This window comes from Citreimonas salinaria (assembly GCF_900107235.1).
Taxonomy (GTDB): Bacteria; Pseudomonadota; Alphaproteobacteria; order Rhodobacterales; family Rhodobacteraceae; genus Citreimonas; species Citreimonas salinaria.
This window is the reverse complement of the sequence record NZ_FNPF01000004.1, coordinates 316,077-341,722: the sequence shown is the minus strand read 5'-3', so window position 1 is coordinate 341,722 and position 25,646 is coordinate 316,077. Positions and strand designations below refer to the sequence as shown.

Here is a 25,646-nt window from a genome sequence, read left to right as displayed (position 1 = left end):
TCTGATCTAAAGGTTTGGCTGGCTAGGTGGTGCGGACAAGGGCGCAGAACCGCGCCCACCCCCGAAGGCCGCGCCAAAGGCTTGGCGCACAGGTCCGGGCCGGGAACAAAGTTCCGTCTTCCCAAAAGGGTTTTTACGAGTGCGCGTCCGGTCGGGCGTGTTGGGTGTGAGTGCGCCCGGAGCGCCGGCTTGCCGGCGCTCCGGGATCTCTATCGGACCGATGCCGGTCACGCACCGTATCCAGACACACTTCCCAGCGTGCTTATCTGAACGCGACGTACCCACGCGGGACGCTCAGCCGGTGTGCCCGGGCCGGCAGATGCCTTGTGTGCGCCCCCCGCTCCAGGGCAGGCGCACCTGCGGGCCGTCCAGGACCGCATCCAGCCCGTCCACTGGCATGTGCTGCCCGATCAGCGCACGCAATCGGGCCGTCCGTGGCGCCTCGGGGTCCAGCAGGCGGCAGCAGACATATTCCTCGACAATGGCGCCTTGCTGCTCGTACCCGAAGTCCAGGAAGTCCGGCATTTCGTCCGCGTCGAACAGGTAGGGGTCGCGCCCGCCGGCATGCTCGCCCAAGCCCCGCAGCGGGTGGTAGCGCGTGCGGTCGCGGTTCTGCCATTGCCAGACATGCACCGCCTCGTGCGCCAGAAGCATCGCCTGGAACAGGTCGATCCGCTCGGGAAAGCCGGCCATCAGGTCCGGCCGGTAGATGTCGCGGCGCAGCATCACGGTGTTGAACACCACCGTCGCGGCGGGAGAGACCTCGACCCGCCGCTCCTGCAACACGGGCGGCCAGATGCGTTCCTGGCAGGTCGTGCGCGGACGGACGGGGATGGTGTAGCTCAGGCTGCCTGCGAAGTGGCCGTCCACCAGCCGCATGCGGCCCACGTCCAGAGTTTCGCCGTTCAGCGCCTTCAGGTATGCGGTTTCATTCTGCGTCAGCGGTCGGCCGCAGGCGGCAAGGGCGAACAGCAGGGCAAGGACTATGGCGGCGCGCATGGCGAGGTTCCGTGCAGGTGGCAGAGGCGGCGCGGGTCGCGCCGACCGGGTCTAGTGCAGCCCGCCGGTCCCGTGCTTGAGGATCACCGGCACGATCAGGTCTTCCTCGTCCTCGAGGTGGCGGCTGAGCAGCGCGTCGAAGCCCAGCACCTCCTCGCGGAAGACTCCCAGTTCGGTGCGGTCCTGCAGCACGCCGTTGGCGGATTCGGCGAAGCTGTTCAGCAACCCGTCCATCGCGTGGTGGTCCTTGTCCAGGATGTCGAAGCCGCGCACCAGCCGCTTGTCCATTTCCGCCAGCACCGGAAAATAGTGGTGGTCCTCGATCTGGTGGTGGCCGTGCAGCTCTTGCAGCAGCATGCCGCCGTAGCGCGACACGCGCGCCTTCTGCTGCTGCGGGTCCAGCTTGCCGTCCATGGCCGCCTCGGCGTCCGTGCGCAGCACCTCGGTCAGCTTGCGGAACATTATGTGCCGTTCCAGCCAGAACTGCACGAGTCCGCCGAAATCGGGATGGCTCTCCCACGCCTCGCGCGGGTAATCCTGCAGAAGCACGCGCAGCGCGTCGGGCAGGCGGTCGCGTTTGTTGAGTTCCTCGGTCATGCCTTGCTAAATGACATCTTGGCCCACCAAGTCAATCGGGCGGGCCCTGCGTTTGCGCACCATGGCATGCGTAGCGGCGCACCGCATTGCGGTCCCGGCATCGTCACAATTTGACCACGCTGTGTTCCTAGGGTCGTTACCGGCGCCAGAAGGCCTCGCCGTCATTGGATGGCCCCGCAGCATGCGGGTCGATGCTACGAGGATCGCCGCAGCGGCCCTCGCAATGAGGGAGGGATGGATCGTGCGCTATCTCGTCGCCGAAACGAACTGGACACTGATGACACTGGCGCAGGACCTTGCCGAAAGAGGCCTTCTGATCAGCCGCGTCGAACGGGGCGACGACGTTGTGCATCACCTCAAGATGGTGCCCGCCGACCTGCTGATCGCCGAAGCCGGCCACTTCGGCCCAGGCGGGCTCAGCCTGCGGGCGCTGCGCGAGGCCGGCCCGGGCCTGCCGATCGCGCTGATCGCCCGCTCGCCCCAGCAGCGCCAGATCACGGATTGCCTGGCCGCCGGCGCCGACACGGTGATCGACGCGGCGATCCCGCCCGAAGAGATAGCCGCGCGGCTGATGGCCATTGCGCGGCGGGCGCACGGGCTGTCCACCACCGAACTGCATTGCGGTCCGCTGGTGATCGATCTGGCGGCCCGGCAGGCGCGGCTGAACGGCGACTGGCTGCATCTGACGCCAAAGATCTACGAACTGCTGGAATATCTTGCCCTGCGACCGGGCGCGCTGGTCACCCGCGACGCCCTTCTGACCCATATCTACGGGCTGGAGAGCGAACCGGACAGCCGCGTCTTCGACGTCTACCTCTGCACGCTGCGCAACCACCTGCGCGACGTCTCGGACGAGATCTCGATCCACACCGCGCGCGGCGAGGGCTTTCGGTTTATTGGCCCGGCGGCGCCCGGACGCAGCGCCGCCTGAGCCTTCCGGAAGCGTATTTGCGCGCCTCGGCGCCGATACGGCTTGCGCCGGGGCGAACAGCTTGACACCTACGGCGCGGGGCGCCCAAACTCTCGCATAGATTGTGCCGCGCCCCGGTGTCGGGACCCTTCGTAACGAGAGCAGGCAGACGATGAACAACAGCAGACGCATCGAGGAGTCGCTGCGCGAGACAATCATTTCCCGCCCGGACATGATCCTGGACGACAAGGACCTGATGAACGCGCTGATCGCCGCGAACGAGCGCAGCGTGGGCGGCAACATCGTCGATCTGCGCGGCATCGCGATGGAGCGGCTCGAGGCGCGGCTGGACCGGCTCGAGGATACGCACCGATCGGTCATCGCGGCAGCGTACGAGAACCTCGCCGGCACCAATCAGGTGCATCGCGCCATCCTGCGCATGCTCGACCCCGTCTCGTTCGAGCCGTTCCTGCGCGATCTCGACGGGGCGGTGGCCGAAATCCTCAACGTCGGCGCGATCCGGCTGGTGCTGGAAACCGCGCAACCCGAGGCGGACGAGACGGTCGAGCGGCTGGCACACATCCTTTCCACGGCCGAGCCGGGTTTCATCGACCGGTACATCGCGCCCGGGTCCGACGCGCCGCAGCGCGCGGTCACCCTGCGGCAGGTCGATCACGGTGCGACCTTCATCTACGGCGACAAGGCCGATCGCATCCGCTCCGAGGCCTGCCTGCGGCTCGACTTCGGGGCCGGGCGTCTGCCGGGCATGCTGCTGATGGGCGCCGAGGACGCGCACCAGTTCACGCCGCAGCAGGGCACCGACCTGCTGGCCTTCTTCGGCGGCGTGTTCGAACGCTCGATGCGGCGCTGGCTGTCGTGACGGCGGCGCGATGACGCTCGAGATCTCGCCGGCGGGGCGCGACGCGCTGCAGGCGTGGCTGGAGCGGGCGTCTTCGCTGGACGGGCTGGCCGACGCCACTGTGTCGGCCTATCGCGCCGACGTGACCGAGTTCATCGCCTTCCTGACCGGGCATCACGCGGAACCGCAGGGGCTGGCGCCGCTGGCGCGGATCGGGGTGGCGGACATGCGCGCCTGGATGGCGCATCTGCGGGCGCGCGAGGTGGCGGCGCGGTCGGTGGCGCGCAAGCTGTCGGCGGTCAAGGCGTTCTACCGCTGGCTGGCCGCGCGGGAGGGGTTCGAGCCGACGGCCGTGCTGCAGACCCGGGGGCCGCGCTTTCAGGGCAAGCTGCCACGACCGCTGGCCGAGGACGCGGCCCGCGCGATGATCGACGGGGTCGAGCACCAGGCGCGCGACGGCTGGATCGGGGCGCGGGACGCGGCGGTGGTCACGCTGCTGTATGGCTGCGGGCTGCGGATGTCCGAGGCGCTGGGACTCACCGGCGCGGACGTGCCGCTGGGCGACAGCCTGCGGATCACCGGCAAGGGCGGGAAGGAGCGGGTCGTGCCGGTCCTGCCGATCGCCCGTCGCGCGGTCGAGACCTACCTGCGCCTGTGCCCCTACCCGCCCGACCGGGACGGGCCGCTGTTCCTGGGCGCGCGGGGCGGGCGGCTGGACGGGCGGCTGGTGCGCCGCGCGGTCGAGGTCGCGCGGCTGCAGCTGGGCTTGCCGGCCACGGCGACACCCCACGCGATGCGGCACAGTTTCGCCACCCACCTGCTGAGCGCCGGTGGCGACCTGCGGTCGATCCAGGAACTGCTGGGCCATGCCTCGCTGTCGACCACGCAGGTCTATACCTCGGTCGACGAGGCGCGGCTGATGGAGGTCTACGCGGCGGCCCATCCGAAGGCGCGATAAGGGTGTCCCACGGTGGGACATGATTCCGCGCACGGGATATCAATGGGTTACAGGCACGGATTCACGAAGTCTTAACACCCGTCCCGATCCGGGGAGAGGTCCGCACCCTCGGCGCGCGGGGCGCGTCGGCCCTGCCCGTGTGCGCCCTCCCCCGGCGCGGGGTGCGGTTTGGCTTGAGGCGATCGCACCGCTCTGGCACCAATTGCGGCGCGCGGGCGCAGGAAATGGACCCGCTTGGAGGACAGGATGAAGCTACTCAAGGCGGGGCCCTCGCCCTTCGTGCGCACCGTGCTGGTGACGCTGCACGAGACCGGGCAGTTCGACGAGGTCGAGATGGTGAACGTCACCGCCTCGCCGTTGCAGCCCGACCCGACGCTGGTGGCGGCGAACCCGGTGGGCAAGATCCCCGCGCTGATCCGCGACGACGGCCCGACGCTCTACGACAGCCGGGTGATCTGCCGCTACCTCGATCACCGCGCGGGCGGCCGGCTGTACCCCGAGGCGCGCCTCTGGGACACGCTGACTCTGGAAGCGACGGCGCACGGGATCATGGATGCCGCCGTGCTGATCATCTACGAGGAACGGTTCCGCCCGGCCGAGAAGGTGTCGGCGGAGTGGATGGACGCCCAGTGGGCCAAGGTGTCGCGCGCGCTGGATGCGTTGCAGACCCGCTGGATGAGCCACCTGAACGGCCGGCTGGACATGGGCCAGATCGCCGTCGGCGTCGCGCTGTCCTACCTGGATTTCCGCCACGACGCGCGCGGCTGGCGCAGCAGCCGCGACGAGCTGGCGGCGTGGCACGGCACGTTCTGCGAGCGCCCGTCGATGCTGGCGACGCGGCCCGAGGCGTGAGGCAAAGGAAAACCGCCCGTCCAGGACGGGCGGCGCGATCGGATCATGCAACGCAAGCGCGCGCTGCGGACTGTCAGAAGTTCAGCGAAAGCCCGACGTTGAGCGCGTTGGTCTTGATGTCGGTCTCGAGGCTGCCACCGCCGTCGAGATCGGCGTCGTTGCTGGAATAGGTGAACTGGTATTCGCCGAAGACCGACACGCGCTTGGACACGGGATAGCTGACGCCGGCCATGAGCCGCCCGGCCGGGCCGGTGACCTGGTAGCCGAAGGTGTCCGGCCCGCCATTCACCTCGACATCCACGTGCGGGATCGCAAGGCCGAGGCCCGCCCCCAGGTAGGGCGTCGCCGCGCCCCACTGGTCGGGCCAGCGGCGCATCACGTTGGCGGTCAGGATGTTGTGCCCGTCGGTCAGCTCCATCCCGTCGAATCCGGCGGGCAGCTCGTCCTCGGGGGCGTAGACCTTGGTGTGGGTGAACTCGGCCCCGAAGCCCAGGGTCGCGGTCCGCCACCATGTGCCGCGAATGCCGTAATAGGGCGGCATCTCGAAGGACTTGCCGTCCCAGCCGATCAGCGCGTCGTAGCTACCGCCGAGCGCATCGGGATAGTCGCCCGAGATGCGGCTGTGGGGCGCGGTCTGCCAGCCGCTATAGGCCGAAAGCTCGAACTCCGCCGCGGCGGGGCTGGCCGCGCACAGCGCGGCTCCGATCAGAACGGCAGGTAGCTTCATGGCCCGGTCACCCCGTCAAGTCATACGTCGATCACCGTCGCGATCCAAAGCAGGACCGCGACACTTCAGCACTTATGGCCATCTTGCAGTTTTGCAAGCTGGACGCCCCAAGACTACACCGTTAAATAGCCATCCGATAGCCGCCAAGGGGGGCGGATTCCGTATATTCCGGTCGATAGACCTCGGCCCCGAGAAATGGAGCGAACCTCGTGTCACACGCAGACGACCACGAAGGCACCCGTCGAGACTTTCTGTACTACGCGACCGGGGGCGCGGCGGCCGTCGCGACGGGCGCGGCGGTCTGGCCGCTGGTCAACCAGATGAACCCGTCCGCGGACGTGCTGGCCTTGTCGACGATCCGCGTCGACGTGAGCGGCGTCCAGGACGGCAGCCAGATCACCGTGAAGTGGCTGGGCAAGCCGGTCTTCATCCGCAAGCGTACCGAGGCCGAGATCCTGGAGGCGCGGGCGACCGACCTGAGCGACCTGCCCGACCCGATCGCGCGCAACCCCAACATTCCGGGTGACGCGCTCGCGACCGACGAGAACCGCGCGCTGGACGAGACCGGCCAGTGGCTGGTGCAGATCGGCGTGTGCACGCACCTGGGCTGCGTGCCGCTGGGCAACGCGGGCGACTATTCGCTGGACGGCGGCGTGGGCGGCTGGTTCTGCCCCTGCCACGGGTCGCATTACGATCTGGCCGGCCGAATCCGCCGCGGCCCCGCGCCCGAGAACATGCACATTCCGCCGGCAGAGTTCGTCGACGAAACCACCATCCTGCTGGGATAAGGAGACAGGGATATGTCCGGTATTCCGCACGACCATTACCAACCGTCGACCGGTGGCGAGAAATGGCTGCACAAGCGGCTTCCCATCGTCGGCCTGCTCTACGACACCCTGATGCTTCCCACGCCCAAGAACCTCAACTGGATGTGGATCTGGGGGATCGTCCTGACTTTCTGCCTGGCGCTGCAGATCATCACCGGCATCGTGCTGGTCATGCACTATACGCCGCATGTCGACCTGGCCTTCGCCAGCATCGAGCACATCATGCGCAACGTGAACGGCGGCGCGATGCTGCGCTACCTGCACATGAACGGCGCCTCGCTGTTCTTCATCGCGGTCTACGCGCACATCTTCCGCGGTCTCTACTACGGGTCCTACAAGGCCCCGCGCGAGATCACGTGGATCATCGGCATGCTTATCTACCTGCTGATGATGGGCACCGCGTTCATGGGCTACGTGCTGCCCTGGGGGCAGATGTCGTTCTGGGGCGCGACGGTGATCACCGGCCTGTTCGGCGCGATTCCCCTGATCGGCGAGCCGATCCAGACCTGGCTGCTGGGCGGCCCGGCGGTGGGCAACGCCACGCTGAACCGCTTCTTCTCGCTGCACTACCTGCTGCCCTTCGTGATCGCGGGCCTGGTGGTCGTGCACATCTGGGCCTTCCACACCACCGGCAACAACAACCCCACCGGGGTCGAGGTTCGCCGCACGTCCAAGGCCGAGGCCGAAAAGGACACCGTGCCATTCTGGCCGTACTACGTGATGAAGGACCTGTTCGCGCTGGCCCTGATCCTGGCCGTCTTCTTCGCCATCGTCGGCTTTATGCCAAACTACCTGGGCCACCCCGACAACTACATCGAGGCGAACGCGCTGGCGACGCCCGCGCACATCGTGCCGGAATGGTACTTCCTGCCGTTCTACGCGATCCTGCGCGCCTTCACCTCGGACGTCTGGGTGGTGCAGGGCGCGTCGTTCATCACCGCGGGCATCGTCGACGCCAAGTTCTTCGGCGTGCTGGCGATGTTCGGTGCCATCGCGGTCATGGCGCTGGCGCCCTGGCTGGACACCTCGGCCGTCCGTTCGGGCCGCTACCGGCCGATGTTCAAGTGGTGGTTCGCGCTGCTGGTCATCGACTTCGTCGCGCTGATGTGGCTTGGCGCCATGCCCGCCGAGGAGCCCTACGCGACCTTTTCGCTGATCGCCTCGGCCTACTGGTTCGCCTACTTCCTCATCATCCTGCCGCTGCTCGGCGTGTTCGAGAAGCCGCTGCCGCAGCCGGCGACGATCGAGGACGACTTCGCCGCGCACAAGTCCGGCAGGACCGGCGGGACCAAGCAGTTCGTCGATCCCACCCCGGCCGAGTAAGACACAAGGACCGAACAGTATGATCAAGAAACTCGCGCTCTCGGCCCTGACGGCCCTGGCCCTTTCCACCGGCGGCGCCATCGCCGCCGGTGGCGAGGCGTACGTCACCGACTACGACTTCTCGTTCGAGGGGCCGTTCGGGTCGTTCGACCAGGCGCAGCTGCAGCGTGGCCTGCAGGTCTACACCGAGGTCTGCTCGGCCTGTCACGGCCTGCAATACGTGCCGATCCGTACCCTGTCCGACGAAAGCGGCCCCGGCCTGCCCGCGGACCAGGTGCGTGCCTATGCGGCGCAGAACTTCTTCGTGATCGACCAGGAAACCGGCGAGGAACGCCCCGCGACCCCGACCGACAACTTCCCGGCGAACGTCGCGCTGGGTGCGCCGGATCTTTCGCTGATGGCGAAGGCCCGCGCCGGCTTCCACGGCCCCTACGGCCTGGGCCTCAACCAGCTGTTCAAGGGCATGGGCGGTGCGGAATACATCGCGTCGCTGCTGAGCGGCTATACCGGCGAGACCCGGGAAGAAGCCGGCGCCATTCTCTACGAGAACGTGGCCTATGGCGGCTACCTGTCGATGGGCCCCCCGCTTTACGGCGACGACGTGGTCTATGCCGACGGCACCGAGGCGACGATCGAGCAGCAGGCCAAGGACGTGGCGGCCTTCCTGATGTGGACCGCCGAGCCCAAGCTGATGGCGCGGAAGGAGGCCGGCTTCGTCGGTGTGCTGTTCCTGGTGGTGCTGTCGGTGCTGCTGTACCTCACGAACAAGAAGATCTGGGCGCCGATCAAGCGCAAGGACTGACCGGCCCTGCCCCCTCGCATCAGGCCCCGCCCGGACAGGCGGGGCCTTTTTCGTTCGGCAACCCGGCGCAACGGCCAAGGGACGGCGGGTGGGGCGATGTGACCCGCAGGGTCACGAGCGTACCCGTCGTCCTCAGCCAAGATAGGCGCGCAACGCGGGCGGCGGGTCGTCCAGCAGCCGGTCGGTCTCGGCGGGCGGATGGGCCACGCCTTCGGCCACCAGAACCACGCTCTCGGCAAAACGGCGGGCATCGGCGGGGTCGTGCGTCACCAGCAGGGTCAGCGCGCCCAGTTCGGCCGCCACGTCGCCCACCAGCGCCAGCATCTCGGTCTTGAGCGCGGGTCCCAGCGCGGCGAACGGCTCGTCCAGCAGCAGCACGGGCCGGTCCTGCAACAGCACGCGCGCAAGCGCCGTGCGGCCCATCTGTCCGCCCGACAGCGTGCCGGGGCGGCGGTCGCCGAGACCATGCAGTCCGACGCGATCCAGCGCGGCCTCGATCCGGGCGCGGGACGCGGCATCGGGGCGCCGCCCGTCCGGGCGCAGGGCGAGGCCGAGGTTGCGCGCCAGCGTCAGGTGCGGAAACAGGTTGCCGTCCTGGAACAGGATCGAGACCGGGCGCCCCTGCGGCAGCGCATCGGTCAGGTCGATGCCGTCCCAGGACACGTGGCCGCGATCGGGCACGCGGAACCCGGCGATGATGTCGAGCAGGGTCGACTTGCCCGCGCCAGACGGCCCGAGCACCGCGACGCGCGCGCCGGGGTGAAGCGACAGGTCCGCGCGCAGCTGCTCGGTCCCCATGCCGATCTCGACGCCGTCAAGCTGAAGCACGGACACGCCCCCCGCGGTCGAACAGCACGAACAGGCCGAAGCTGAGGATCAGCAGCAGCAGCGAGGCACCGGCCGCGGCCTCCATCTGGTAGGAGCCCATCAGCCGGTAGACCTGCAGCGGCAGGGTCGCGCGCTGCGGGTCGGCAAACAGCGCGATGACGCCCAGGTCGCCCATCGCCAGCGCGGCGGTGAGGCCGGCAGCGAAGCCCAGCGGCCGCCGCAGGCGCGGCAGCAGGACAAGGCGCAGCCACGCACCGCGCGTCAGCCGCAGCGTCGCGGCGAGGCGCGCGTAGTCGGCACGGGTGGATTCGGCCGCCGGCGTGATGATGCGCAGCGCGAAGGGCAGCGCCATCAGCGCATTGACCAGCGCGGTGACCGGCAGCGCCAGGGTGAACGGGTTGACGAAGGGCCGCAGGATCACGAACAGCCCCGTGCCCAGCACCAGCGGCGAGATCGCGATCGCCGCCAGCGACAGCAGCGCGCCGCGCGGGCGCGCCAGCGGCAGCGCCCAGGCCAGGCACAGGACGGTCGAGGCCAGCGCGACGCCCAGCGAATGGCCCGCCGCGCGCCACGTGTCGGCACCCAGCAGAACCAGCCCCGGCACGCCGCGCGCCACGACCAGCGCCAGCGGCACCAGCAGGAAGGCGCCCGCGACGGCGATCCACGCGGAATCGGTCAGACGGGCGGCAGGCCCCTGCCCGTCCCAGCGCAGCGGCAGGCGGTCGAGGCCGGTGCCAAGTCCCGCACCGCGCGAAAGGCGCAGCGCGACCCATCCCGCCACCAGCGCCAGCGCCAACTGGATCAGCGCCAGCGTCGCGGCATGCGACAGGTCGAATTCGAACCGCATGGCCTGGTAGATCGCCAGCTCGACCGTGGTCGCGCGCGGCCCGCCGCCCAGCGTCAGCGCGACCGCGAAGCTGGTCAGGCAGATCACGAAGAACACCGCGAAGGCGCCCGGCATCAGGCGGCGCAGCAGCGGCCATTCCAGTTGCGAAAAGATCGCCCACGGGGTCAGGCGGAGGCTGGCGGCGAGGCGGAAGCGCTCGGCCGGCAGGTCCAGCCAGCCCTGCAGCAGGATACGCACCGCCAGCGGCAGATTGAAGAAGACATGCGCGACGACCACGCCGTGCAGCCCGTAGATGTCGATCTTCGGCAGGCCCAGCGCCGACAGCGCGCCGTTGACCAGCCCCGCTTGGCCGAAGAGCGCGATCAGGCCCATGACGGCGACGATCACCGGCAGGATGAACGGCGCGCCCATCAGCGCCACCAGCGCGCCCCGCCCGACGAAGCGCCGCCGCGCCAGCGCGCGCGCGACCGGCACGGCCAGCGCGCAGGAAAACCCTGCCGACAGCGCCGCCTGCACCAGCGTGAAGCGCAGGGCGTCTAGGTCGGCAGGGGTGACGGCGCCGAGGCCGCCCGCGCGCCACAGCACGGCGGCGATCGGCCCCAGCGTCAGCGCCGCCAGGATCCCGGCGGCGCTCAGGGTGGCGATGCGGGCAGTGGTCGGGGCGGCGGTCAGCGCGACAGGCCTTGCCGCCATGCCTCGATCGCCTCGTCACGCAGGGCGGCCGCCTCTTCCTCGGAGTAGAACAGCACGGTCTCGGGCATGTCGAGCTGCTGGAAGCCCTCGGGCCACTGGTCGCGCGGCAGGGCGGCCGGGAAGGACCAGTTGCCAGTCGCGATCATGGACTGGAAATCCTCGGACAGGATGAAATCCATGAAGTCCTGTGCCAGTTCAGGCTGGTCGGTGCCGGCCAGTTTTGCCGCCAGTTCGACCATGAAGTAATGGCCCTCGGGGAAGATGGCGGCCTTCTTGGTCGTGTCGTCCTCGGCGATGATGTGGTAGGCGGGCGAGGTCGTGTAGGATAGCACCATGTCGGCCTCGCCATCGGTGAACAGGCCGTAGCTTTCCGACCAGCCGCGCGTGACGGTGACGATCTTGGGGGCCAGCTGCTCCCATGCGGCCTGCGCCTCGTCGCCGTAGATCGCGTGCACCCACAGCGCCATCGCAAGGCCCGAGATCGAACTGCGCGGGTCCTGGATCACGATGCGCAGGTCGTCGGGCGCGTTCAGAAGGGCGTCGAAGCTGTCGGGCGCGTCGTTCAGCCGCGTGGTAGCGTAGACGAAGGCGGTGTGGCTGTAGTTGAAGGGCAGGAAGACGTCGTCGGTCCAGTCGATGGGCAGGGTCAGCGGCGCGAGATCCACGCGGTGGGGCGCGAACAGGCCGGATTCGCGCGCTTGCTGCGTCACGTCGGTGTTGAGGCCGATGACCACGTCGGCCTCGGTCCGGTCGCCTTCCAGCAGGATGCGCGGCAGCACGTCGCCGGGCAGGAACTGCAGGTCGCAGTCGCAGCGCGCCTCGAACAGCTCCTCGATCCGGGGGCCGGGGCCCCATTCGGACACGAAGTAGTCGGGCGCGTAGACGGTGAGGGTCTCCTGCTGGGCGACGGCGGCCGTCGCTGTCAGAAATCCCGCTGCAAATGTGAGGGCTTTCATGCCTTCCTCCACGTTTGCGGCGCAAGGCAAGGATGGGTCCGGGCCCGAAACCTTCCCTCCGCCGGTGTTAACCGGTTCAGGTTCGACGGGTTCGCGCGTGTGCATCTCAGCCCGCATGGGCACCCCGAGGTGAGGCGAACCCTAGGGCCGCTCGGGGCGGGCTTCAACCGGAATCCCCTTGAGACGCCGCGCCCCCTGCCCTATCCCCGACGCGGCGGCACCCAGGAGACCCGGCCATGAGCCTCAACAGCTTCGGACATCTGTTTCGCGTCACCACCTGGGGCGAAAGCCACGGGCCCGCGATCGGGGCGACGGTCGACGGCGTGCCGCCGGGCGTGCCCATCGACGAGGCCGCGATCCAGCGCTGGCTGGACCGGCGAAAGCCCGGGCAGAACAAGTACACCACCCAGCGGCGCGAGGCCGACGAGGTGCGCATCCTGTCCGGCGTGTTCGAGGGCGAGACGACCGGCACGCCGGTGCAGCTGATGATCGAGAACACCGACCAGCGGTCGAAGGATTACGGCGACATCGCGCAGAAATTCCGCCCCGGTCACGCCGACATCACCTATTTCCAGAAATACGGACGGCGCGATTATCGCGGCGGCGGGCGGTCCTCGGCGCGCGAAACCGCCTCGCGGGTCGCCGCAGGGGGCCTTGCGCGGGCGGCGCTGGCGCGGCTGGCGCCGGGGCTGAGCATTCAGGGCGCGATGGTGCAGATGGGGCCGCACGGCATCGACCCGGACCGGTACGATCCCGCCCAGATCGACGCCAACCCGTTCTGGTGCCCCGACAGCCAGGCGGCCGAGCACTGGGCCGAGTACCTGGACGACCTGCGCAAGTCCGGCGAAAGCGTCGGTGCGGTGATCGAGGTGGTGGCGCGCGGCGTGCCGGTGGGCCTTGGCGCGCCGGTCTACGGCAAGCTCGACACGGACCTCGCGGCGGCGATGATGTCGATCAACGCCGTGAAGGGCGTCGAGATCGGCGAGGGCATGGCGGCGGCTGCGCTGACCGGCAGCGCCAACGCGGACGAGATCTTCATGGGGCCCGAGGGGCCGCACTACGCCTCGAACCACGCGGGCGGCATCCTGGGCGGCATCTCGACCGGGCAGGACGTGGTGGTGCGCTTCGCGGTCAAGCCGACCTCGTCGATCCTGACGACGCGGCGCACGATCACCGTCGACGGCGAAGAGACCGAGATCGTCACCAAGGGCCGGCATGACCCCTGCGTCGGCATCCGCGCCGTGCCGGTGGGCGAGGCGATGATGGCTTGCGTGCTGCTGGACCACCTGCTGCTGCATCGCGGGCAGGTCGGCGACGAGGGTGGGGTGATCGGCTGAAGCGCCGCCGCCGAGGGTTGCGGCGTGTTCTCGGCGCCTAGGATTGCGGCGCATTCTCCACCCGCCTGATCTTGGACATCTGAACGGCGAGGATGCCGGCGGAGATGATTGCCACGCCCAGCAGGTCGAACACGCCAAGCGCCTCGCCCAGGAAGGCGGCGGCGATCAGGACGCCCAGGAACGGGTTGAGGAAGTGGAAGGTCGACGCGCGCACCGCGCCGATCCGGTCCACGAGGTAGAACCACACGAGCGTCGCCGCGAGCCCCGGCACCAGCGTCGTGTAGACGAAGGCCACGACCAGCGTGGTCGACCAGTCGATGTCGAGGCTTTCGAACGTCAGCGCGACGGGCCACAGCGCCGCGCTGCCCACCAGCATCTGAAGGCCCACGACCATCAGGAAATTGCCGCCCGAGGTGGCGCCGCGCACCGCCAGCGTGGCCACAGTCAGCGCGATCACCCCCAGCACGCACAGCGCGATGCCGTAGGGGTCGCCCCCCGCTTCCAGCCGCGAGCCCATGATCACCGCCACGCCCAGCACGCCGCCCAGAAGGCCCGCCACCGCCAGCGGCTTCACCTTTTCGCGGAAGATCAGCCAGCCCGCCAAGGCGACCAGCAGAGGCATGGTGGACGCAATGATGGCGGCCAGCGAGGCCTCGACCGTCTGCATGGCGACGAAGTTCAGGCCCAGGTACAGCGCGTTCTGGCACAGGCCGAAGACGATGGTCGCCCTCCATTGCGCCCGAGTCAGGTGCCAGCTTTGCCCCAGCATCCGCGCCAGCACGACCGCCAGCAGGCCCGAAATCAGGAAGCGCAGCGCCAGCGCGCCCACGGGGGGTGCTGCGGCGACGATGATCCGCGCCGAGGTGAAGGCCGACGACCACATGACCGCGAAGGCCAGACCCAGAAACAGCGCGCGCACATCCATCCGCGATTGCTAGACCGCCGAGGCAGCGATGCCAATGTCCAAAAGGCTGGCGCGCCCGCAATGCGGGTATGCGCAAGCGAAAAGGCCCCGCCTGCAAGCAGGCGAGGCAAGGCGCACCCCGGCGACGGGCCGGAGCGCAGGCATTGCTGAATTGTGCAGTGATCAGACGGGGCGCGCGTCGTCCATTTCGGACCGGATCTGCTGGCGCAGCACGTCGATCGGGACGGTCTTGCCGTCGCGCTTGAAGCACCAGTAGGTCCAGCCGTTGCAGCTGGGCGCGTTCTCCAGCGCGGCGCCGACCTGGTGGATCGAGCCGTTGAGCCCGTCCACGGCCAGCGTGCCGTCGGCGCGGACCTTGGCGGCCTTGCCGTTCATGCTGACCAGGGTTTCGCCGGGGCGGAGCATGCCGCGCTCGACCAGCTGGCCGAAGGGCACGCGCGGCTCGGCGCGCTTCGAACGGCTGACTTCGAGCGCTGTCTTGTCCAGCCGCCGGACGTTCGCGATGCGCTTTTCGGCGACCTCGATATAGGCATGCTCGCGCTCGATCCCGATGAAGTCGCGGCCCAGCATCTTGGCCACCGCGCCGGTGGTGCCGGTGCCGAAGAACGGGTCGAGCACCACGTCGCCGGGATTGGTCGCACCGATCAGCACGCGGTGGAGCAGCGCCTCGGGCTTCTGGGTGGGGTGGGCCTTGTCGCCGTTGGCGTCCTTCAGCCGCTCGCCGCCGTTGCAGATCGGCAGGACCCAGTCGCTGCGCATCTGGATACCCTCGTTCAGGGCCTTCAGCGCCTCGTAGTTGAAGGTGTACTTCGCGCCCTCGCTCTTGCTGGCCCAGATCATCGTCTCGTGCGCGTTGGTCAGCCGCTTGCCGCGGAAATTCGGCATCGGGTTGGACTTGCGCCAGACCACGTCGTTGAGGATCCAGAATCCCTCGTTCTGGAGGCTGGCGCCGACACGGAAGATGTTGTGGTACGACCCGATGACCCAGATCGCGCCGTTGGGCTTCAGCACCCGGCGCGCGGCGCGCAGCCAGTCGGTGGTGAAGCGGTCATAGGTGGCGAAGGTGTCGAACTGGTCCCAGTGATCGTCGACCGCGTCCACGCGGGAATTGTCCGGGCGGTGCAGGTCGCCGCGCAATTGCAGGTTGTAGGGCGGATCGGCGAAGATCAGGTCGACCGATGCCTCGGGCAAGCTGTCCATGATGGCGACGCAATCGCCGTTCAGGATCGTGTTGAGAGGGAGCGCCGCCGCGCCCTTGGGTTTGCTCATCGTTCTCATTTCTCTGCCTCTGCCCCGGCGCGTGGATCGCGCTCTGTGGTTGAGGACAAAAATGATTCAAACCCGATTCGCCGTCAATTTGTAAAAAGAATCAGCCGGTTGCGGTTTCTTCTTGATACAAGATATCGTGTACCGGGCGGAAAGAACGTCTATGGTGTGGGGTCACTCCGAGATTTCGGAGCGCCTCCCTGTGGCTTTTCGATCCATACCCGGCGTTGGTCTCCCAGCCATAACCGGGAAAGTGTTGCGCGAGGTCGCACATATGCGCGTCGCGCCAGCATTTCGCCACGATCGAGGCCGCGGCGATGGACGGACAGCATCCGTCGCCCTGCACGATCGTCGTGGCCTCGCAGGGCAGGTCCGGCGGCAGGCGGTTGCCGTCGATCAGCAGGTGCGCGGGCGACAGGGGCAGTGCGGCGACGGCGCGGCGCATCGCGAGGTAGGTCGCCTGCAGGATGTTGATGGCGTCGATCTCGTCCACGCTGGCCATGCCCAGGCCGATGTGACCGCAGGCGCGGATCACCTGGTCGAGTGCCGTACGCCGGGCGGCGGTGAGGACCTTGGAATCCGCAAGACCGTCGGGAACGGCGTCCACGGGCAGGATCACGGCGGCAGCCACGACGGGGCCGGCGAGCGGCCCGCGGCCGACCTCGTCTATGCCGGCGACCACGCGCCCGGCCGCCCAGTGCGGCATCTCGTATGTCGGCAACAACGGCTCCACGGGGCCACACAAACCGCATCCGCGCGCGCCGCGCAAGCGGCACGGCGGGGCACCGGGTCCTTCGCGGAAAAACCCGCGCACGAAAAAGGGGCGCCCCGAAGGACGCCCCCAAGATCCTGACAAGGATCGGCGTGATTACATCATGCCGCCCATGCCGCCCATGTCGGGCATGCCGCCGCCGGCGCCGGCGCCTTCTTTCTGCGGCTTTTCGGCGACCATGGCCTCGGTGGTGATCAGCAGGCCGGCGATCGAGGATGCGTCCTCGAGCGCGGTGCGGACAACCTTGGCCGGGTCGATCACGCCGAACTTGAACATGTCGCCATATTCGTCGGTCTGCGCGTTGTAGCCGAACTTGAGGTCGCTGGATTCGCGGATCTTGCCCGCGACGACCGAACCGTCGACGCCTGCGTTCTCGGCGATCTGGCGCAGCGGTGCTTCCAGTGCGCGGCGCACGATGGTGATGCCGGCGTTCTGGTCGCTGTTCGCGCCTTCGAGACCTGCGAGCGACTTGGCGCCCTGCACCAGGGCGACGCCGCCGCCGACCACGATGCCTTCCTGAACCGCGGCGCGGGTGGCGTTCAGCGCGTCATCGACGCGGTCCTTGCGCTCCTTCACCTCGGTTTCGGTCATGCCGCCGACGCGGATGACGGCAACGCCGCCTGCGAGTTTCGCAACACGCTCCTGCAGCTTTTCCTTGTCGTAGTCGCTGGTGGTCTCTTCGATCTGGTTTCGGATCTGGGTGACCCGTGCCTCGATCTCGGACTTCTCACCGGCGCCGTCGACGACGGTGGTCTCGTCCTTCGAGATCGTGATCTTCTTGGCGGTGCCGAGCATGTCCATGGTGACGTTCTCGAGCTTCATGCCCAGGTCTTCGCTGATGACCTGGCCGCCGGTCAGGATCGCGATGTCCTGCAGCATGGCCTTGCGGCGATCGCCGAAGCCGGGTGCCTTGACGGCCGCGATCTTCAGGCCGCCGCGCAGCTTGTTGACCACCAGGGTGGCCAGCGCTTCGCCTTCCACGTCCTCGGCGATGATCAGCAGCGGCTTCTGCGACTGGATCACCTGCTCGAGCAGCGGAACCATCGGCTGGAGGCTGGACAGCTTCTTCTCGTGCAGCAGCACGAAGCAGTCTTCCAGCTCGGCGACCATCTTCTCGGAGTTGGTCACGAAGTAGGGCGACAGGTAGCCGCGGTCGAACTGCATGCCCTCGACGACGTCGGTCTCGGTCTCGAGGCCCTTGTTCTCCTCGACGGTGATGACGCCCTCGTTGCCGACCTTCTGCATCGCGTCGGCGATCATGCGGCCGATTTCCGATTCGCCGTTGGCGGACACGGTGCCGACCTGAGCGACTTCGTCGGAGTTCTCGACCTTGCGGGCCGCGTCGCGGATGTGCTGCACGACCTTCGAGGTCGCGAGGTCGATGCCGCGCTTGAGGTCCATCGGGTTCATGCCGGCAGCGACGGCCTTCATGCCCTCGCGGACGATGGCCTGGGCCAGAACGGTCGCGGTGGTGGTGCCGTCACCGGCTTCGTCGTTGGTGCGGGAAGCGACCTCCTTCACCATCTGCGCGCCCATGTTCTCGAACTTGTCTTCCAGTTCGATTTCCTTGGCGACCGAGACACCGTCCTTGGTGATGCGCGGCGAGCCGAACGACTTGTCCAGCACCACGTTGCGGCCCTTGGGGCCCAGCGTGACCTTGACGGCATCGGCGAGCGTGTTGACGCCCTTCAGCATGCGGTTGCGGGCGTCCGTATTGAACTTCACGTCCTTGGCAGACATCTGTGCGTTCTCCTGAATGAGGCTGGGTTACGGCAGCCGGGGTCGCGGTTGGGCGTCGCCCCGGAAGCCGATCGTTATTCCGGTGCGGTCGCGGGGACCGCAGGTCGCTGTCAGGCGGCTTTCGCTTCCAGCTTGCCCTCGATGATGCCGAGGATGTCCGATTCCTTCATGATCAGCAGCTCTTCGCCGTCGATCGTGACTTCGGTGCCGGACCACTTGCCGAACAGGATGTGGTCGCCCTGCTTGACCGCCATCGCGATCAGTTCGCCGTTATCCTTGCGCGAACCTTCGCCGCACGCGACCACGACGCCCTCTGCGGGCTTTTCCTTGGCGTTGTCGGGGATGATCAGACCACCCTTGGTCTTTTCCTCGCCTTCGACGCGGCGAACCAGCACGCGGTCATGAAGCGGTTTGAATGCCATCTTCGAGTCTCCTAGCTCAAAGTTTTCCCTCTGGTCCGGCGCGACCCGCCGAACCGTTAGCACTCGCTTTGGCCGAGTGCTAACGATGCTGAAGTAGGGATCGCGGGCGCGCCTGTCAACAACGCGATGAGCGAATTTCCATCGGCCTGCCGCACCGCCGGCCGCACGCTCAGCCGTACCGTCGTCGGCGGCGACGGTTGCGGGACGGCGGGCGGGGCAATGCGGCCCTAAGGGGCCGCGAGCGCCGTGCGCCGTCAGGCCGCCAGGCCGCGCCCCTTCAGCAGCGCCTCGACGCCCGGCATCCGGCCCCGGAACGCGGTGTAAAGCGCCTCGGCCTCGGCCGAGCCGCCGCGCGACAGGATGTGCCGCTCGAGCCGTGCGGCCATCTCGGGATCGAAGGCACCGCCGGCTTCCTCGAAGGCCTGGAAGGCGTCGGCATCCATCACCTCGGACCACATGTAGCTGTAGTAGCCGCTGGAATAGCCGTCGCCGGCGAAGACATGCGCGAAATGCGGCGTGGCGTGGCGCATCGCGATCGCCTGCGGCATGCCCAGTCCTTCCAGCACCTCGGCCTGCTTCTGCATCGGGTCGGCCGGCGGCGGCCCCGAGTGGAATTCCAGGTCGACCATGGCCGAGGCGATGTATTCCACCGTCTGAAAGCCCATGTCGAAGGTCGCGGCCGCCAGCACGCGGTCCAGCATCTCCTGCGGCATCGCCTCGCCCGAGGTCGCGTGCGTGGCGAACTCGCCCAGCACCTCGGGCACTTCCAGCCAATGCTCGTAGAGCTGGCTGGGCAGTTCGACGAAGTCGCGCGCCACCGCCGTGCCCGAGATCGAGCCGAAATCCACGTCCGATAGAAGCTGGTGCAGCGCGTGACCGAATTCGTGGAACAGCGTGCGCGCGTCGTCGTAGCTCAGCAGCGCGGGCTTGCCGGCGGACGGCTTGGCGAAGTTGCAGACATTCGCCACGACCGGGGTCTGCGTCTTGGGCCGCCGCGCCTGGCTGCGGAAGGCCGAGCACCACGCGCCCGAGCGCTTCGAGGCGCGCGCGAAATAGTCGCCGATGAAGACGCCCACGTGTTCGCCGCCACGGGTCACCTCCCAAGCGCGGCAATCCGCGTGGTAAAGCGGCACATCCAGCGGCGCGAAGTCCAGCCCGAACAGGCGGCCCGCGCAGGAAAACGCGGCCTCGATCATCCGGTCGAGCTGCAGGTACGGCTTCAGTTCCGTCTCATCCAGGTCGTGAAGCGCGCGGCGCCGCTTTTCGGCGTAGTAGCGCCAGTCCCACGGCTGCAGCGGGCCGGAATGGCCGTCGGCGTGCAGCATCTTCTCCATCTCGGCGGCGTCGGCCTCGGCCTGCGCCTTGGCCGGCTCCCAGACCTGGCCCAGCAGGTCGCGCACGCGATCGGGGCTGCCCGCCATCTCGGTCTCGAGCTTGTAATGTGCGAAATCCGGGTAGCCCAGCAGCGTGGCGCGCTCGGCCCGCAGCGCCAGGACCTCGGCGGCGATGCCGCGATTGTCGGTCTCGCCGCCGTTCTCGCCGCGCATCACCCAGCCGCGCCACGCGCGCTCGCGCAGGTCGCGGCGGGGCGAGAACTGCAGGAACGGAACGATGAGCGAGCGCGACAGCGTCAGCGCAGGCCCGTCCAGATCCGTCGCCTCGCCCGCCGCGCGGGCGGAATCGACGACGAAATCGGGCAGGCCGGCGAGGTCGTCCTCGGCCAGCGGCAGCAGGAAATCGGCCTCGTCCTTGAGCAGGTTCTGGGTGAACTGCGTGCCCAGCACCGACAGCCGCGACTTGATTGCAGTCATGCGCGCGGCTGCGTCGCCCTTCAGCGCGGCACCCGCGCGCACGAAGCCGCGATGCGACAGCTCCAGCACGCGCAGTTCCTCGTCCGACAGGCCGCGCTCGTCCCGCGTTTCCCACAGGGTGCGGACACGCTCGAACAGGCGCTCGTTGGCGTGGATGGCGGCGGCGTGCTCGGCCAGCCGGGGGCTGAACTCGCGCTGCAGCGCCTGCCGCTCGGGGTTGGAGTCGCTGCCCGCGAGGTTGAAGAACACCCCCAGCACGCGGTCCAGCGCCTCGCCCGCCCCTTCGAGCGCCAGGATCGTGTTCTCGAAGCTGGGCGGCTCGGGGTTGGCAGCGATCGCCTCGATCTCGGTGCGGTGCTCGGCCAGCGCCGCGTCGAAGGCGGGGGCAAAGTGGGAATCCTCGATCGTGTCGAAAGGCGGCAGCGCAAAGGGCGTGTCCCAAGGCGCAAGAAGCGGCGTCGTCATCGGTGTCTCCTCGATTTCCCGCCTGATCTAGGTCCCGCCCCGGCGCTGCGCAACGGCAGGCAGGGAACCTGGTGGGACGGCGGGCGGGGCGATGCGCGTCAGCGCGAGCGGCGCTCGGCGTTCCTGCCGCAGACCGGGCAGGCCGCCGACCGCTTCAGCGCGATCTTGCGCGTTTCGCCCCACAGCGCGTCGTAGATCAGCATTTCGCCGCGCAAGCTTGCACCGGCCTGCGCGATCAACTTGACTGCCTCAACCGCCATCATCGACCCCACGACGCCGGGCAGCGGCCCCAGCACCCCGGCCTCGGCGCAGCTGGGCGCGAGGCCCGCGGCAGGCTTTTCCGGAAAGACGCAGGCATAGCACGGCCCGCCGGTCGCGGGGTCGAAGACGCTGACCTGCCCCTCCCATTGCGACAGCGCGCCGGAAATCAGCGGCTTGCTCTGCGCCACCGCCACGCGGTTGACCAGCTGCCGCGTGTCGAAGCTGTCGCAGCCATCGAGGATCAGGTCGTAATCGTCGAAAAGGGCGGCGGCGATCTCCTCGGTCAAAGGCCGGTGGTAGGGCCGCACCGTGACGAAGGGGTTCACGCCGCGCATCGCCGCCTCGGCCGAGAAGACCTTGGGCATGCCGATATGCGCGTCGCGGTGGATCACCTGGCGCTGCAGGTTCGACGCGTCCACCACGTCGTCGTCGATCACGCCCATGGTGCCCACGCCCGCCGCCGCGAGGTACAGCAGCGCAGGCGATCCCAGCCCGCCCGCGCCCACGACCAGCACGCGCGCCTGCTTCAGCCGCTTCTGGCCCGGGCCGCCCAGCTCGCGCAGCACGATGTGACGGGCATAGCGGTCGAGTTCTCCTTGCGCGAAGCGCCCCGGCTCGGGCGCGGGGCGGGACTCGGCCTCCTTCGCCTGCGCCCGGGCCCGCACGCGGCGCAGCACGCGGCCGTAGCCGACACCGATCGCCACCAGCCCGCCCAGGATCAGCCAAGGCTCGGCATCGTTGCCGGTGGCGGCGCGCAGCGGATGCCCGTCCGGCAGAACTAGGTGCAGGGCCACCACGCCGACGTAGAGCAACCCGATCATGTAGCCGCGCGCCGCGGGCGGCGCGCCGGTCAGCCGGCCCAGGCCCCAAAGCGCGGCCGCCATCGCCAGAACGAGCAGCATCAGATCCTCCCGGTCGAGCCGAACCCGCCTTCGCCGCGCCGGGTGCCCGGCAGCGCGTCGACCACGGCGAAGCTGGCGCGCAGCACGGGTGCGACGATCATCTGAGCGATCCGGTCGCCATGGGCGATGACGAAGGGCGCGTCGCCGGCATTCAGCACGATCACGCCCAGCGGGCCCCGGTAGTCCGCGTCGATCGTGCCGGGCGCGTTGGGCAGCGTGATGCCGTGCCTGAGCGCCAGCCCCGAGCGCGGGCGGACCTGAACCTCGTAGCCTTCGGGGATGGCCAGGCGCAGGCCGGTGGGCACCAGCGCCCGCGCGCCGGGCGCAAGCGTCAGGGCACGCCGGTCCGGCAGGTTGGCGCGCAGATCGGCGCCGGCGGCCCCTTCGGTGGCGTAATCCGGCAGGCCGAGCGAACGGTCGGCGCCGTTTTCCCAGGCGATGGCGATCTCGACCATCGTCAGCCCAGGGCCTCCGCGACGCGCTGGGCCAGACGGCGGGCGACCTCGCCCTTGCCCATGCGCTCCCACGTCTCGGCGCCGGCCTCGGTGACGACGACGACGGCGTTTTCCGTCCCGCCCATGATGCCGGTGCCCGGCGATACGTCGTTGGCGACGACCCAGTCGCAGCCCTTGCGGGTGCGCTTCCGGATGGCGTTGGCCTCGACCTCCTGCGTTTCGGCGGCGAAGCCTACGACCAGCGCGGGCCGGCCCTGCTTCATCTGCGATATCTCGGCCAGGATGTCGGGATTCTCGACGAAGTCCAGCATCGGCAGGCCATCGGGCGACTTCTTGATCTTCTGGTCCGAAGGCTGCGCCACGCGCCAGTCTGCCACCGCCGCGGTGAAGACGGCCGCGTCCGCCGGCAGCGCGGCCAGCGCTGCCTCACGCATCTGCATCGCGGTCTCGACCTCGACCACGCGCACGCCCTGCGGGCGCGCCGCGTCGGCCGGGCCGGTGACGAAGGTCACCTCGGCGCCCAGATCGCGCAGCGCCTCGGCGATCGCCGTGCCCTGCCGCCCCGACGAGCGATTGGCGATGTAGCGCACCGGGTCGATGGGTTCGTGCGTGGGCCCGGAGGTCACCAGCACGCGCCGCCCCTTGAGCGGGCCGTCGGCCAGCGCGGCCGTTATGGCGCGGAACAGATCGGCCGGTTCGGTCATGCGGCCGGGGCCGTGTTCGCCGCAGGCCATGTCGCCGGTCTCGGGGCCGATCACGCGGATTCCGTCCATGTGCAGTACGGTCAGGTTGCGCTGCGTGGCCGGGTGATCCCACATCCGCACGTTCATGGCGGGCGCGATCATCACCGGCGTGTCGGTGGCCATCAGCAGCGTGCTGGCCAGGTCGTTCGCGTGCCCGCCCGACATCCTGGCCATCATGTCCGCCGTCGCGGGCGCCACCACCACCAGATCCGCCACGCGGCTGAGCTGGATATGACCCATCTCGGCCTCGTCCGTCAGGTCGAAGAGATCGCTATAGACCTTCTCGCCCGCCAGCGCGGACACGCTGAGCGGCGTGACGAATTCCTGCGCGGCGCGCGTCAGGACGGGGGTCACGGCCGCGCCGTCGCGGCGCAGCAGGCGGATCAGCTCGAGCGACTTGTACGCCGCGATGCCGCCGCCGATGATCAGCAGAATGCGCTTGCCCGCCAGCATGGGAACCCCCGTTGGTGTCGGGCCGACCCTATGCCGCGCCCGCCCGGGCCTCAAGGCTTGGCGAACGCCGCGCAGGGATCGCCCCGGTCCACCGGGGCGGTGATCTCGACCGCGTCGAAGCTGCCCTGCGGCGGGCCGGTATCGTCCTCGCCCTGCCCCAGCGCGCGCTGGTCGACGTCGGGCGCGACGCGCTCGACCGCCGCAGGTGCGCCCCAGTCGGTGCGGGCGTGGCCGTTGCCGGTGATGACGACGACCGGCGCACCGTCGTCTTCCAGCGCGTCGAGTGCCGCGCGGGCCAAGGCGGCGTCGCGCAGCCGCTGGATGTCGACCATCAGGGGCAGCATTTCGGCCGGGAGTGCATCGCAATGCGCGGCCATCTGCAGCGCCTCGCGCGCCACGCTGTCGGCCACGGTCAAAGGATCGGTGAGGCCGTAGCGGGTGGCCTCGGCGCCGAAGACGGCTGCGATGCCCTCGTCCTTCACGCGGCGCGCCTGCTCGCGCGGGACGGCAGCGCCGTGTATCGCGGCGTCCGGGGCCGCGGCGAAGATCGGGTGATACATCGAGAAGTCGGGCCAACCCGACTCTTCCCAGCCGAGCGCGGCTTCCATCGCCTCCGGGTCGGCGACCAGGGCGGGCGTGACGCGCGCCGCCTGGTCGGGCGTCAGCATCTCGAACACCAGGGCGGCGGGGTCCAGTGCAGCGACCAGTTCGGCCTGCCGCGCGTGGTGGGCCGGGTTGTCGTGCTGCTCGCCCAGCCAGACGATCTGCGCGTCGCCCCATGTTTCGGGCCGCGCCTCCTGCGCTGCGGCCGGCGCGGCGACGGCGACCGCCGCGGCTGCGAGGGAAAGGCGCAGGCGCGCGGATACCGGTGTCTTTGCTGTCATGCGAGGAAGTGTTGGACCTCGCGTGACTGGCTTTCAAGCGATTTGCGCATCTTAGCGAAGGCCGCCGCCTCGAGCTGGCGCACGCGCTCCTTGGACAGCCCGAGTTCGTTGCCGAGGCTTTCGAGCGTGCGGCCGTCGTCGCGCAGCTTGCGCTCGCGCACGATGAAGCGCTCGCGCTCGTTCAGGGCGCCCATCGCGGCGATCAGCCAGTCGCGCAGGCGGTCGGTGTCGTGCCGGCCCTCGACGATCTCCGAGGCCTGGGCGCTGTCGTCCTCCAGTGCGTCGATCCATTCGCGGCCTTCGTCCTCGACGGATTGGGTGGCGTTGAGCGAATAGTCCGAGCCGCTCAGCCGTCCCTCCATCATCTCGACATCGGCGAGCGGCACGCCCACCTCGGTCGAGATCATCTGGCGCAGCTGGTGGCGGTCCAGCGTCTGGCCGGCGGCGGCGGCCTCGCGCTCGAGCCGGGCCTGCACGCGGCGCATGTTGAAGAACAGCGACTTCTGGCTGGAGGTCGAGCCGGTGCGGACCATCGACCAGTTGCGCATCACGTAGTCCTGGATGCTGGCCTTGATCCACCACACGGCGTAGGTGGAAAACCGCACGCCGCGATCCGGGTCGAACTTGTCGGCGGCCTTCATCAGGCCAAGTCCTGCCTCCTGGATCAGGTCGTTCATCGGGGCGCCGTAGCGCTTGAACTTCGCCGCCATCGAGATCGCCAGCCGCATGTAGGCGGTGATCAGGCGGTGCAGGGCCTCCTCGTCGCGCTGGTCGCGCCACGCATAGGCAAGTTTCAGCTCGGTCTCCGCGTCCAGAAGTTCTGCCTTCATGGCGCGGCGCGACAGCGTCTGATCGTTCAATCCATCAAGTGCCATAGTCGCTCCCATGATCTGCCGCAGGGCGGCCCTTCTCCAGGTTCCTCACAGACAGATACGTGAGTAGAACGACGGTGGATCACCCGCGGTTGCGAAAAAAGTTTCGTGCCGGGCACATTCCTCGCAACGATCGCAAGGCGGCCGGGCGGACGCGCCC

Annotated in this window: 25 protein-coding genes and 1 riboswitch; of the genes, 8 read left to right on the top strand and 17 right to left on the bottom strand. The window is 68.9% G+C overall.

The window, feature by feature from the left end:
- Positions 1-294: 294 nt before the first annotated feature.
- Together BLW27_RS07730 and BLW27_RS07725 are read right to left on the bottom strand one after the other, a co-directional pair.
- Positions 295-999, bottom strand: coding sequence for a hypothetical protein (locus BLW27_RS07730; protein WP_089881838.1), 705 nt, complete (start codon positions 997-999; stop codon positions 295-297).
- A 51-nt stretch (positions 1,000-1,050) separates the two neighbouring features.
- Entirely contained in the window at positions 1,051-1,596 is a 546-nt protein-coding gene (locus BLW27_RS07725) for a hemerythrin domain-containing protein (protein ID WP_089881836.1), read from the bottom strand.
- A 241-nt stretch (positions 1,597-1,837) separates the two neighbouring features.
- Between BLW27_RS07725 and BLW27_RS07720 the strand changes: the two genes are divergently transcribed.
- From BLW27_RS07720 to BLW27_RS07705, 4 genes are all read left to right on the top strand, one after another.
- Positions 1,838-2,527, top strand: coding sequence for a winged helix-turn-helix transcriptional regulator (locus BLW27_RS07720; RefSeq protein WP_177177848.1), 690 nt, complete (start codon positions 1,838-1,840; stop codon positions 2,525-2,527).
- Positions 2,528-2,678: 151 nt separating this feature from the next.
- The gene (locus BLW27_RS07715) at positions 2,679-3,386 is read left to right on the top strand and encodes a DUF484 family protein (protein ID WP_089881832.1); all 708 of its coding nucleotides are present in this window, start codon (positions 2,679-2,681) and stop codon (positions 3,384-3,386) included.
- A gap of 10 nt (positions 3,387-3,396) precedes the next feature.
- Complete coding sequence (locus BLW27_RS07710; protein WP_089881830.1) at positions 3,397-4,323, top strand: tyrosine recombinase XerC; 927 nt, start codon at positions 3,397-3,399, stop codon at positions 4,321-4,323.
- A 246-nt stretch (positions 4,324-4,569) separates the two neighbouring features.
- Positions 4,570-5,175 (top strand): glutathione S-transferase, encoded by a 606-nt coding sequence (locus tag BLW27_RS07705; RefSeq protein WP_089881828.1) that lies wholly within the window; start codon positions 4,570-4,572, stop codon positions 5,173-5,175.
- Between the two features lie 73 nt (positions 5,176-5,248).
- Here BLW27_RS07705 and BLW27_RS07700 read toward each other — a convergent pair whose 3' ends face one another.
- Positions 5,249-5,902, bottom strand: coding sequence for an outer membrane protein (locus BLW27_RS07700; RefSeq protein WP_089881826.1), 654 nt, complete (start codon positions 5,900-5,902; stop codon positions 5,249-5,251).
- 209 nt (positions 5,903-6,111) lie between these two features.
- On the opposite strand from BLW27_RS07700, the gene petA reads away from it, so the two are divergent.
- From petA to BLW27_RS07685, 3 genes are read left to right on the top strand one after another with little or no spacing between them, the layout of a single operon-like run.
- The gene (gene petA / locus BLW27_RS07695; protein ID WP_089881824.1) at positions 6,112-6,690 is read left to right on the top strand and encodes a ubiquinol-cytochrome c reductase iron-sulfur subunit; all 579 of its coding nucleotides are present in this window, start codon (positions 6,112-6,114) and stop codon (positions 6,688-6,690) included.
- A gap of 12 nt (positions 6,691-6,702) precedes the next feature.
- The gene (gene petB, locus BLW27_RS07690; RefSeq protein ID WP_089881820.1) at positions 6,703-8,052 is read left to right on the top strand and encodes a cytochrome b; all 1,350 of its coding nucleotides are present in this window, start codon (positions 6,703-6,705) and stop codon (positions 8,050-8,052) included.
- Positions 8,053-8,071: 19 nt separating this feature from the next.
- Positions 8,072-8,854 (top strand): cytochrome c1, encoded by a 783-nt coding sequence (locus BLW27_RS07685; protein WP_089881818.1) that lies wholly within the window; start codon positions 8,072-8,074, stop codon positions 8,852-8,854.
- A gap of 132 nt (positions 8,855-8,986) precedes the next feature.
- Here BLW27_RS07685 and BLW27_RS07680 read toward each other — a convergent pair whose 3' ends face one another.
- The 3 genes from BLW27_RS07680 to BLW27_RS07670 are packed head-to-tail and all read right to left on the bottom strand — an operon-like array spanning position 8,987 to position 12,178.
- Positions 8,987-9,682 carry a thiamine ABC transporter ATP-binding protein gene (locus BLW27_RS07680; protein ID WP_089881929.1) on the bottom strand — a complete coding sequence of 232 codons (696 nt, stop codon included), beginning with the start codon at positions 9,680-9,682 and terminating at the stop codon, positions 8,987-8,989.
- A complete protein-coding gene (locus BLW27_RS07675; protein ID WP_089881816.1) occupies positions 9,669-11,222 on the bottom strand; it encodes an ABC transporter permease family protein in 1,554 nt (517 codons plus the stop codon). The genes BLW27_RS07680 and BLW27_RS07675 overlap by 14 nt, the downstream gene beginning before the upstream one ends.
- Positions 11,198-12,178 carry a thiamine ABC transporter substrate-binding protein gene (locus BLW27_RS07670; RefSeq protein ID WP_089881814.1) on the bottom strand — a complete coding sequence of 327 codons (981 nt, stop codon included), beginning with the start codon at positions 12,176-12,178 and terminating at the stop codon, positions 11,198-11,200. The genes BLW27_RS07675 and BLW27_RS07670 overlap by 25 nt, the downstream gene beginning before the upstream one ends.
- 36 nt (positions 12,179-12,214) lie before the next feature.
- A riboswitch (TPP riboswitch) is annotated at positions 12,215-12,315 on the bottom strand.
- 99 nt (positions 12,316-12,414) lie between these two features.
- Here BLW27_RS07670 and aroC point away from each other — a divergent pair.
- Positions 12,415-13,515 carry a chorismate synthase gene (gene aroC, locus BLW27_RS07665; RefSeq protein WP_089881812.1) on the top strand — a complete coding sequence of 367 codons (1,101 nt, stop codon included), beginning with the start codon at positions 12,415-12,417 and terminating at the stop codon, positions 13,513-13,515.
- A 37-nt stretch (positions 13,516-13,552) separates the two neighbouring features.
- On the opposite strand, the gene BLW27_RS07660 is transcribed toward aroC, so the two are convergent.
- The 11 genes from BLW27_RS07660 to BLW27_RS07610 all read right to left on the bottom strand — a co-directional run bounded on the left by BLW27_RS07660 (position 13,553) and on the right by BLW27_RS07610 (position 25,489).
- Positions 13,553-14,440: a DMT family transporter gene (locus tag BLW27_RS07660; protein ID WP_089881809.1), complete on the bottom strand. Its 888-nt coding sequence runs from the start codon at positions 14,438-14,440 to the stop codon at positions 13,553-13,555.
- A 162-nt stretch (positions 14,441-14,602) separates the two neighbouring features.
- The gene (locus BLW27_RS07655) at positions 14,603-15,718 is read right to left on the bottom strand and encodes a site-specific DNA-methyltransferase (RefSeq protein WP_089881807.1); all 1,116 of its coding nucleotides are present in this window, start codon (positions 15,716-15,718) and stop codon (positions 14,603-14,605) included.
- 91 nt (positions 15,719-15,809) lie between these two features.
- Positions 15,810-16,412 (bottom strand): ribonuclease HII, encoded by a 603-nt coding sequence (locus tag BLW27_RS07650; protein WP_089881804.1) that lies wholly within the window; start codon positions 16,410-16,412, stop codon positions 15,810-15,812.
- Between the two features lie 162 nt (positions 16,413-16,574).
- Positions 16,575-18,218, bottom strand: a complete 1,644-nt coding sequence (groL, locus tag BLW27_RS07645) for a chaperonin GroEL (protein ID WP_089881801.1) — start codon at positions 18,216-18,218, stop codon at positions 16,575-16,577.
- A 110-nt stretch (positions 18,219-18,328) separates the two neighbouring features.
- A complete protein-coding gene (gene groES, locus BLW27_RS07640) occupies positions 18,329-18,640 on the bottom strand; it encodes a co-chaperone GroES (RefSeq protein WP_089881798.1) in 312 nt (103 codons plus the stop codon).
- A gap of 254 nt (positions 18,641-18,894) precedes the next feature.
- Positions 18,895-20,916 (bottom strand): M3 family metallopeptidase, encoded by a 2,022-nt coding sequence (locus tag BLW27_RS07635; protein ID WP_089881795.1) that lies wholly within the window; start codon positions 20,914-20,916, stop codon positions 18,895-18,897.
- A 98-nt stretch (positions 20,917-21,014) separates the two neighbouring features.
- Positions 21,015-22,079 carry a HesA/MoeB/ThiF family protein gene (locus BLW27_RS07630; protein ID WP_089881792.1) on the bottom strand — a complete coding sequence of 355 codons (1,065 nt, stop codon included), beginning with the start codon at positions 22,077-22,079 and terminating at the stop codon, positions 21,015-21,017.
- Complete coding sequence (dut, locus tag BLW27_RS07625; RefSeq protein ID WP_089881789.1) at positions 22,079-22,534, bottom strand: dUTP diphosphatase; 456 nt, start codon at positions 22,532-22,534, stop codon at positions 22,079-22,081. Before dut ends, BLW27_RS07630 begins: the two co-directional genes overlap by 1 nt.
- 2 nt (positions 22,535-22,536) lie before the next feature.
- The gene (gene coaBC / locus BLW27_RS07620; protein WP_089881788.1) at positions 22,537-23,730 is read right to left on the bottom strand and encodes a bifunctional phosphopantothenoylcysteine decarboxylase/phosphopantothenate--cysteine ligase CoaBC; all 1,194 of its coding nucleotides are present in this window, start codon (positions 23,728-23,730) and stop codon (positions 22,537-22,539) included.
- A 50-nt stretch (positions 23,731-23,780) separates the two neighbouring features.
- Positions 23,781-24,614 carry a ChaN family lipoprotein gene (locus tag BLW27_RS07615; protein ID WP_089881785.1) on the bottom strand — a complete coding sequence of 278 codons (834 nt, stop codon included), beginning with the start codon at positions 24,612-24,614 and terminating at the stop codon, positions 23,781-23,783.
- Complete coding sequence (locus BLW27_RS07610) at positions 24,611-25,489, bottom strand: RNA polymerase factor sigma-32 (protein WP_089881782.1); 879 nt, start codon at positions 25,487-25,489, stop codon at positions 24,611-24,613. Before BLW27_RS07610 ends, BLW27_RS07615 begins: the two co-directional genes overlap by 4 nt.
- Positions 25,490-25,646: the final 157 nt, after the last annotated feature.

Coding starts and splice junctions, on each gene's coding strand:
- BLW27_RS07710 (WP_089881830.1), top strand. CDS start 3,397: ATGACGCTCGAGATCTCGCCGGCGGGGCGCGACGCGCTGCAGGCGTGG.
- petB (WP_089881820.1), top strand. CDS start 6,703: ATGTCCGGTATTCCGCACGACCATTACCAACCGTCGACCGGTGGCGAG.
- BLW27_RS07675 (WP_089881816.1), bottom strand. CDS start 11,222: ATGGCGGCAAGGCCTGTCGCGCTGACCGCCGCCCCGACCACTGCCCGC.
- coaBC (WP_089881788.1), bottom strand. CDS start 23,730: ATGCTGGCGGGCAAGCGCATTCTGCTGATCATCGGCGGCGGCATCGCG.
- BLW27_RS07700 (WP_089881826.1), bottom strand. CDS start 5,902: ATGAAGCTACCTGCCGTTCTGATCGGAGCCGCGCTGTGCGCGGCCAGC.
- BLW27_RS07610 (WP_089881782.1), bottom strand. CDS start 25,489: ATGGCACTTGATGGATTGAACGATCAGACGCTGTCGCGCCGCGCCATG.
- BLW27_RS07655 (WP_089881807.1), bottom strand. CDS start 15,718: ATGAGAACGATGAGCAAACCCAAGGGCGCGGCGGCGCTCCCTCTCAAC.
- groL (WP_089881801.1), bottom strand. CDS start 18,218: ATGTCTGCCAAGGACGTGAAGTTCAATACGGACGCCCGCAACCGCATG.
- BLW27_RS07670 (WP_089881814.1), bottom strand. CDS start 12,178: ATGAAAGCCCTCACATTTGCAGCGGGATTTCTGACAGCGACGGCCGCC.
- BLW27_RS07730 (WP_089881838.1), bottom strand. CDS start 999: ATGCGCGCCGCCATAGTCCTTGCCCTGCTGTTCGCCCTTGCCGCCTGC.
- aroC (WP_089881812.1), top strand. CDS start 12,415: ATGAGCCTCAACAGCTTCGGACATCTGTTTCGCGTCACCACCTGGGGC.
- BLW27_RS07615 (WP_089881785.1), bottom strand. CDS start 24,614: ATGACAGCAAAGACACCGGTATCCGCGCGCCTGCGCCTTTCCCTCGCA.
- BLW27_RS07650 (WP_089881804.1), bottom strand. CDS start 16,412: ATGCCGCACTGGGCGGCCGGGCGCGTGGTCGCCGGCATAGACGAGGTC.
- BLW27_RS07660 (WP_089881809.1), bottom strand. CDS start 14,440: ATGGATGTGCGCGCGCTGTTTCTGGGTCTGGCCTTCGCGGTCATGTGG.
- groES (WP_089881798.1), bottom strand. CDS start 18,640: ATGGCATTCAAACCGCTTCATGACCGCGTGCTGGTTCGCCGCGTCGAA.
- BLW27_RS07635 (WP_089881795.1), bottom strand. CDS start 20,916: ATGACGACGCCGCTTCTTGCGCCTTGGGACACGCCCTTTGCGCTGCCG.
- BLW27_RS07685 (WP_089881818.1), top strand. CDS start 8,072: ATGATCAAGAAACTCGCGCTCTCGGCCCTGACGGCCCTGGCCCTTTCC.
- BLW27_RS07725 (WP_089881836.1), bottom strand. CDS start 1,596: ATGACCGAGGAACTCAACAAACGCGACCGCCTGCCCGACGCGCTGCGC.
- BLW27_RS07715 (WP_089881832.1), top strand. CDS start 2,679: ATGAACAACAGCAGACGCATCGAGGAGTCGCTGCGCGAGACAATCATT.
- dut (WP_089881789.1), bottom strand. CDS start 22,534: ATGGTCGAGATCGCCATCGCCTGGGAAAACGGCGCCGACCGTTCGCTC.
- BLW27_RS07630 (WP_089881792.1), bottom strand. CDS start 22,079: ATGCTGCTCGTTCTGGCGATGGCGGCCGCGCTTTGGGGCCTGGGCCGG.
- BLW27_RS07705 (WP_089881828.1), top strand. CDS start 4,570: ATGAAGCTACTCAAGGCGGGGCCCTCGCCCTTCGTGCGCACCGTGCTG.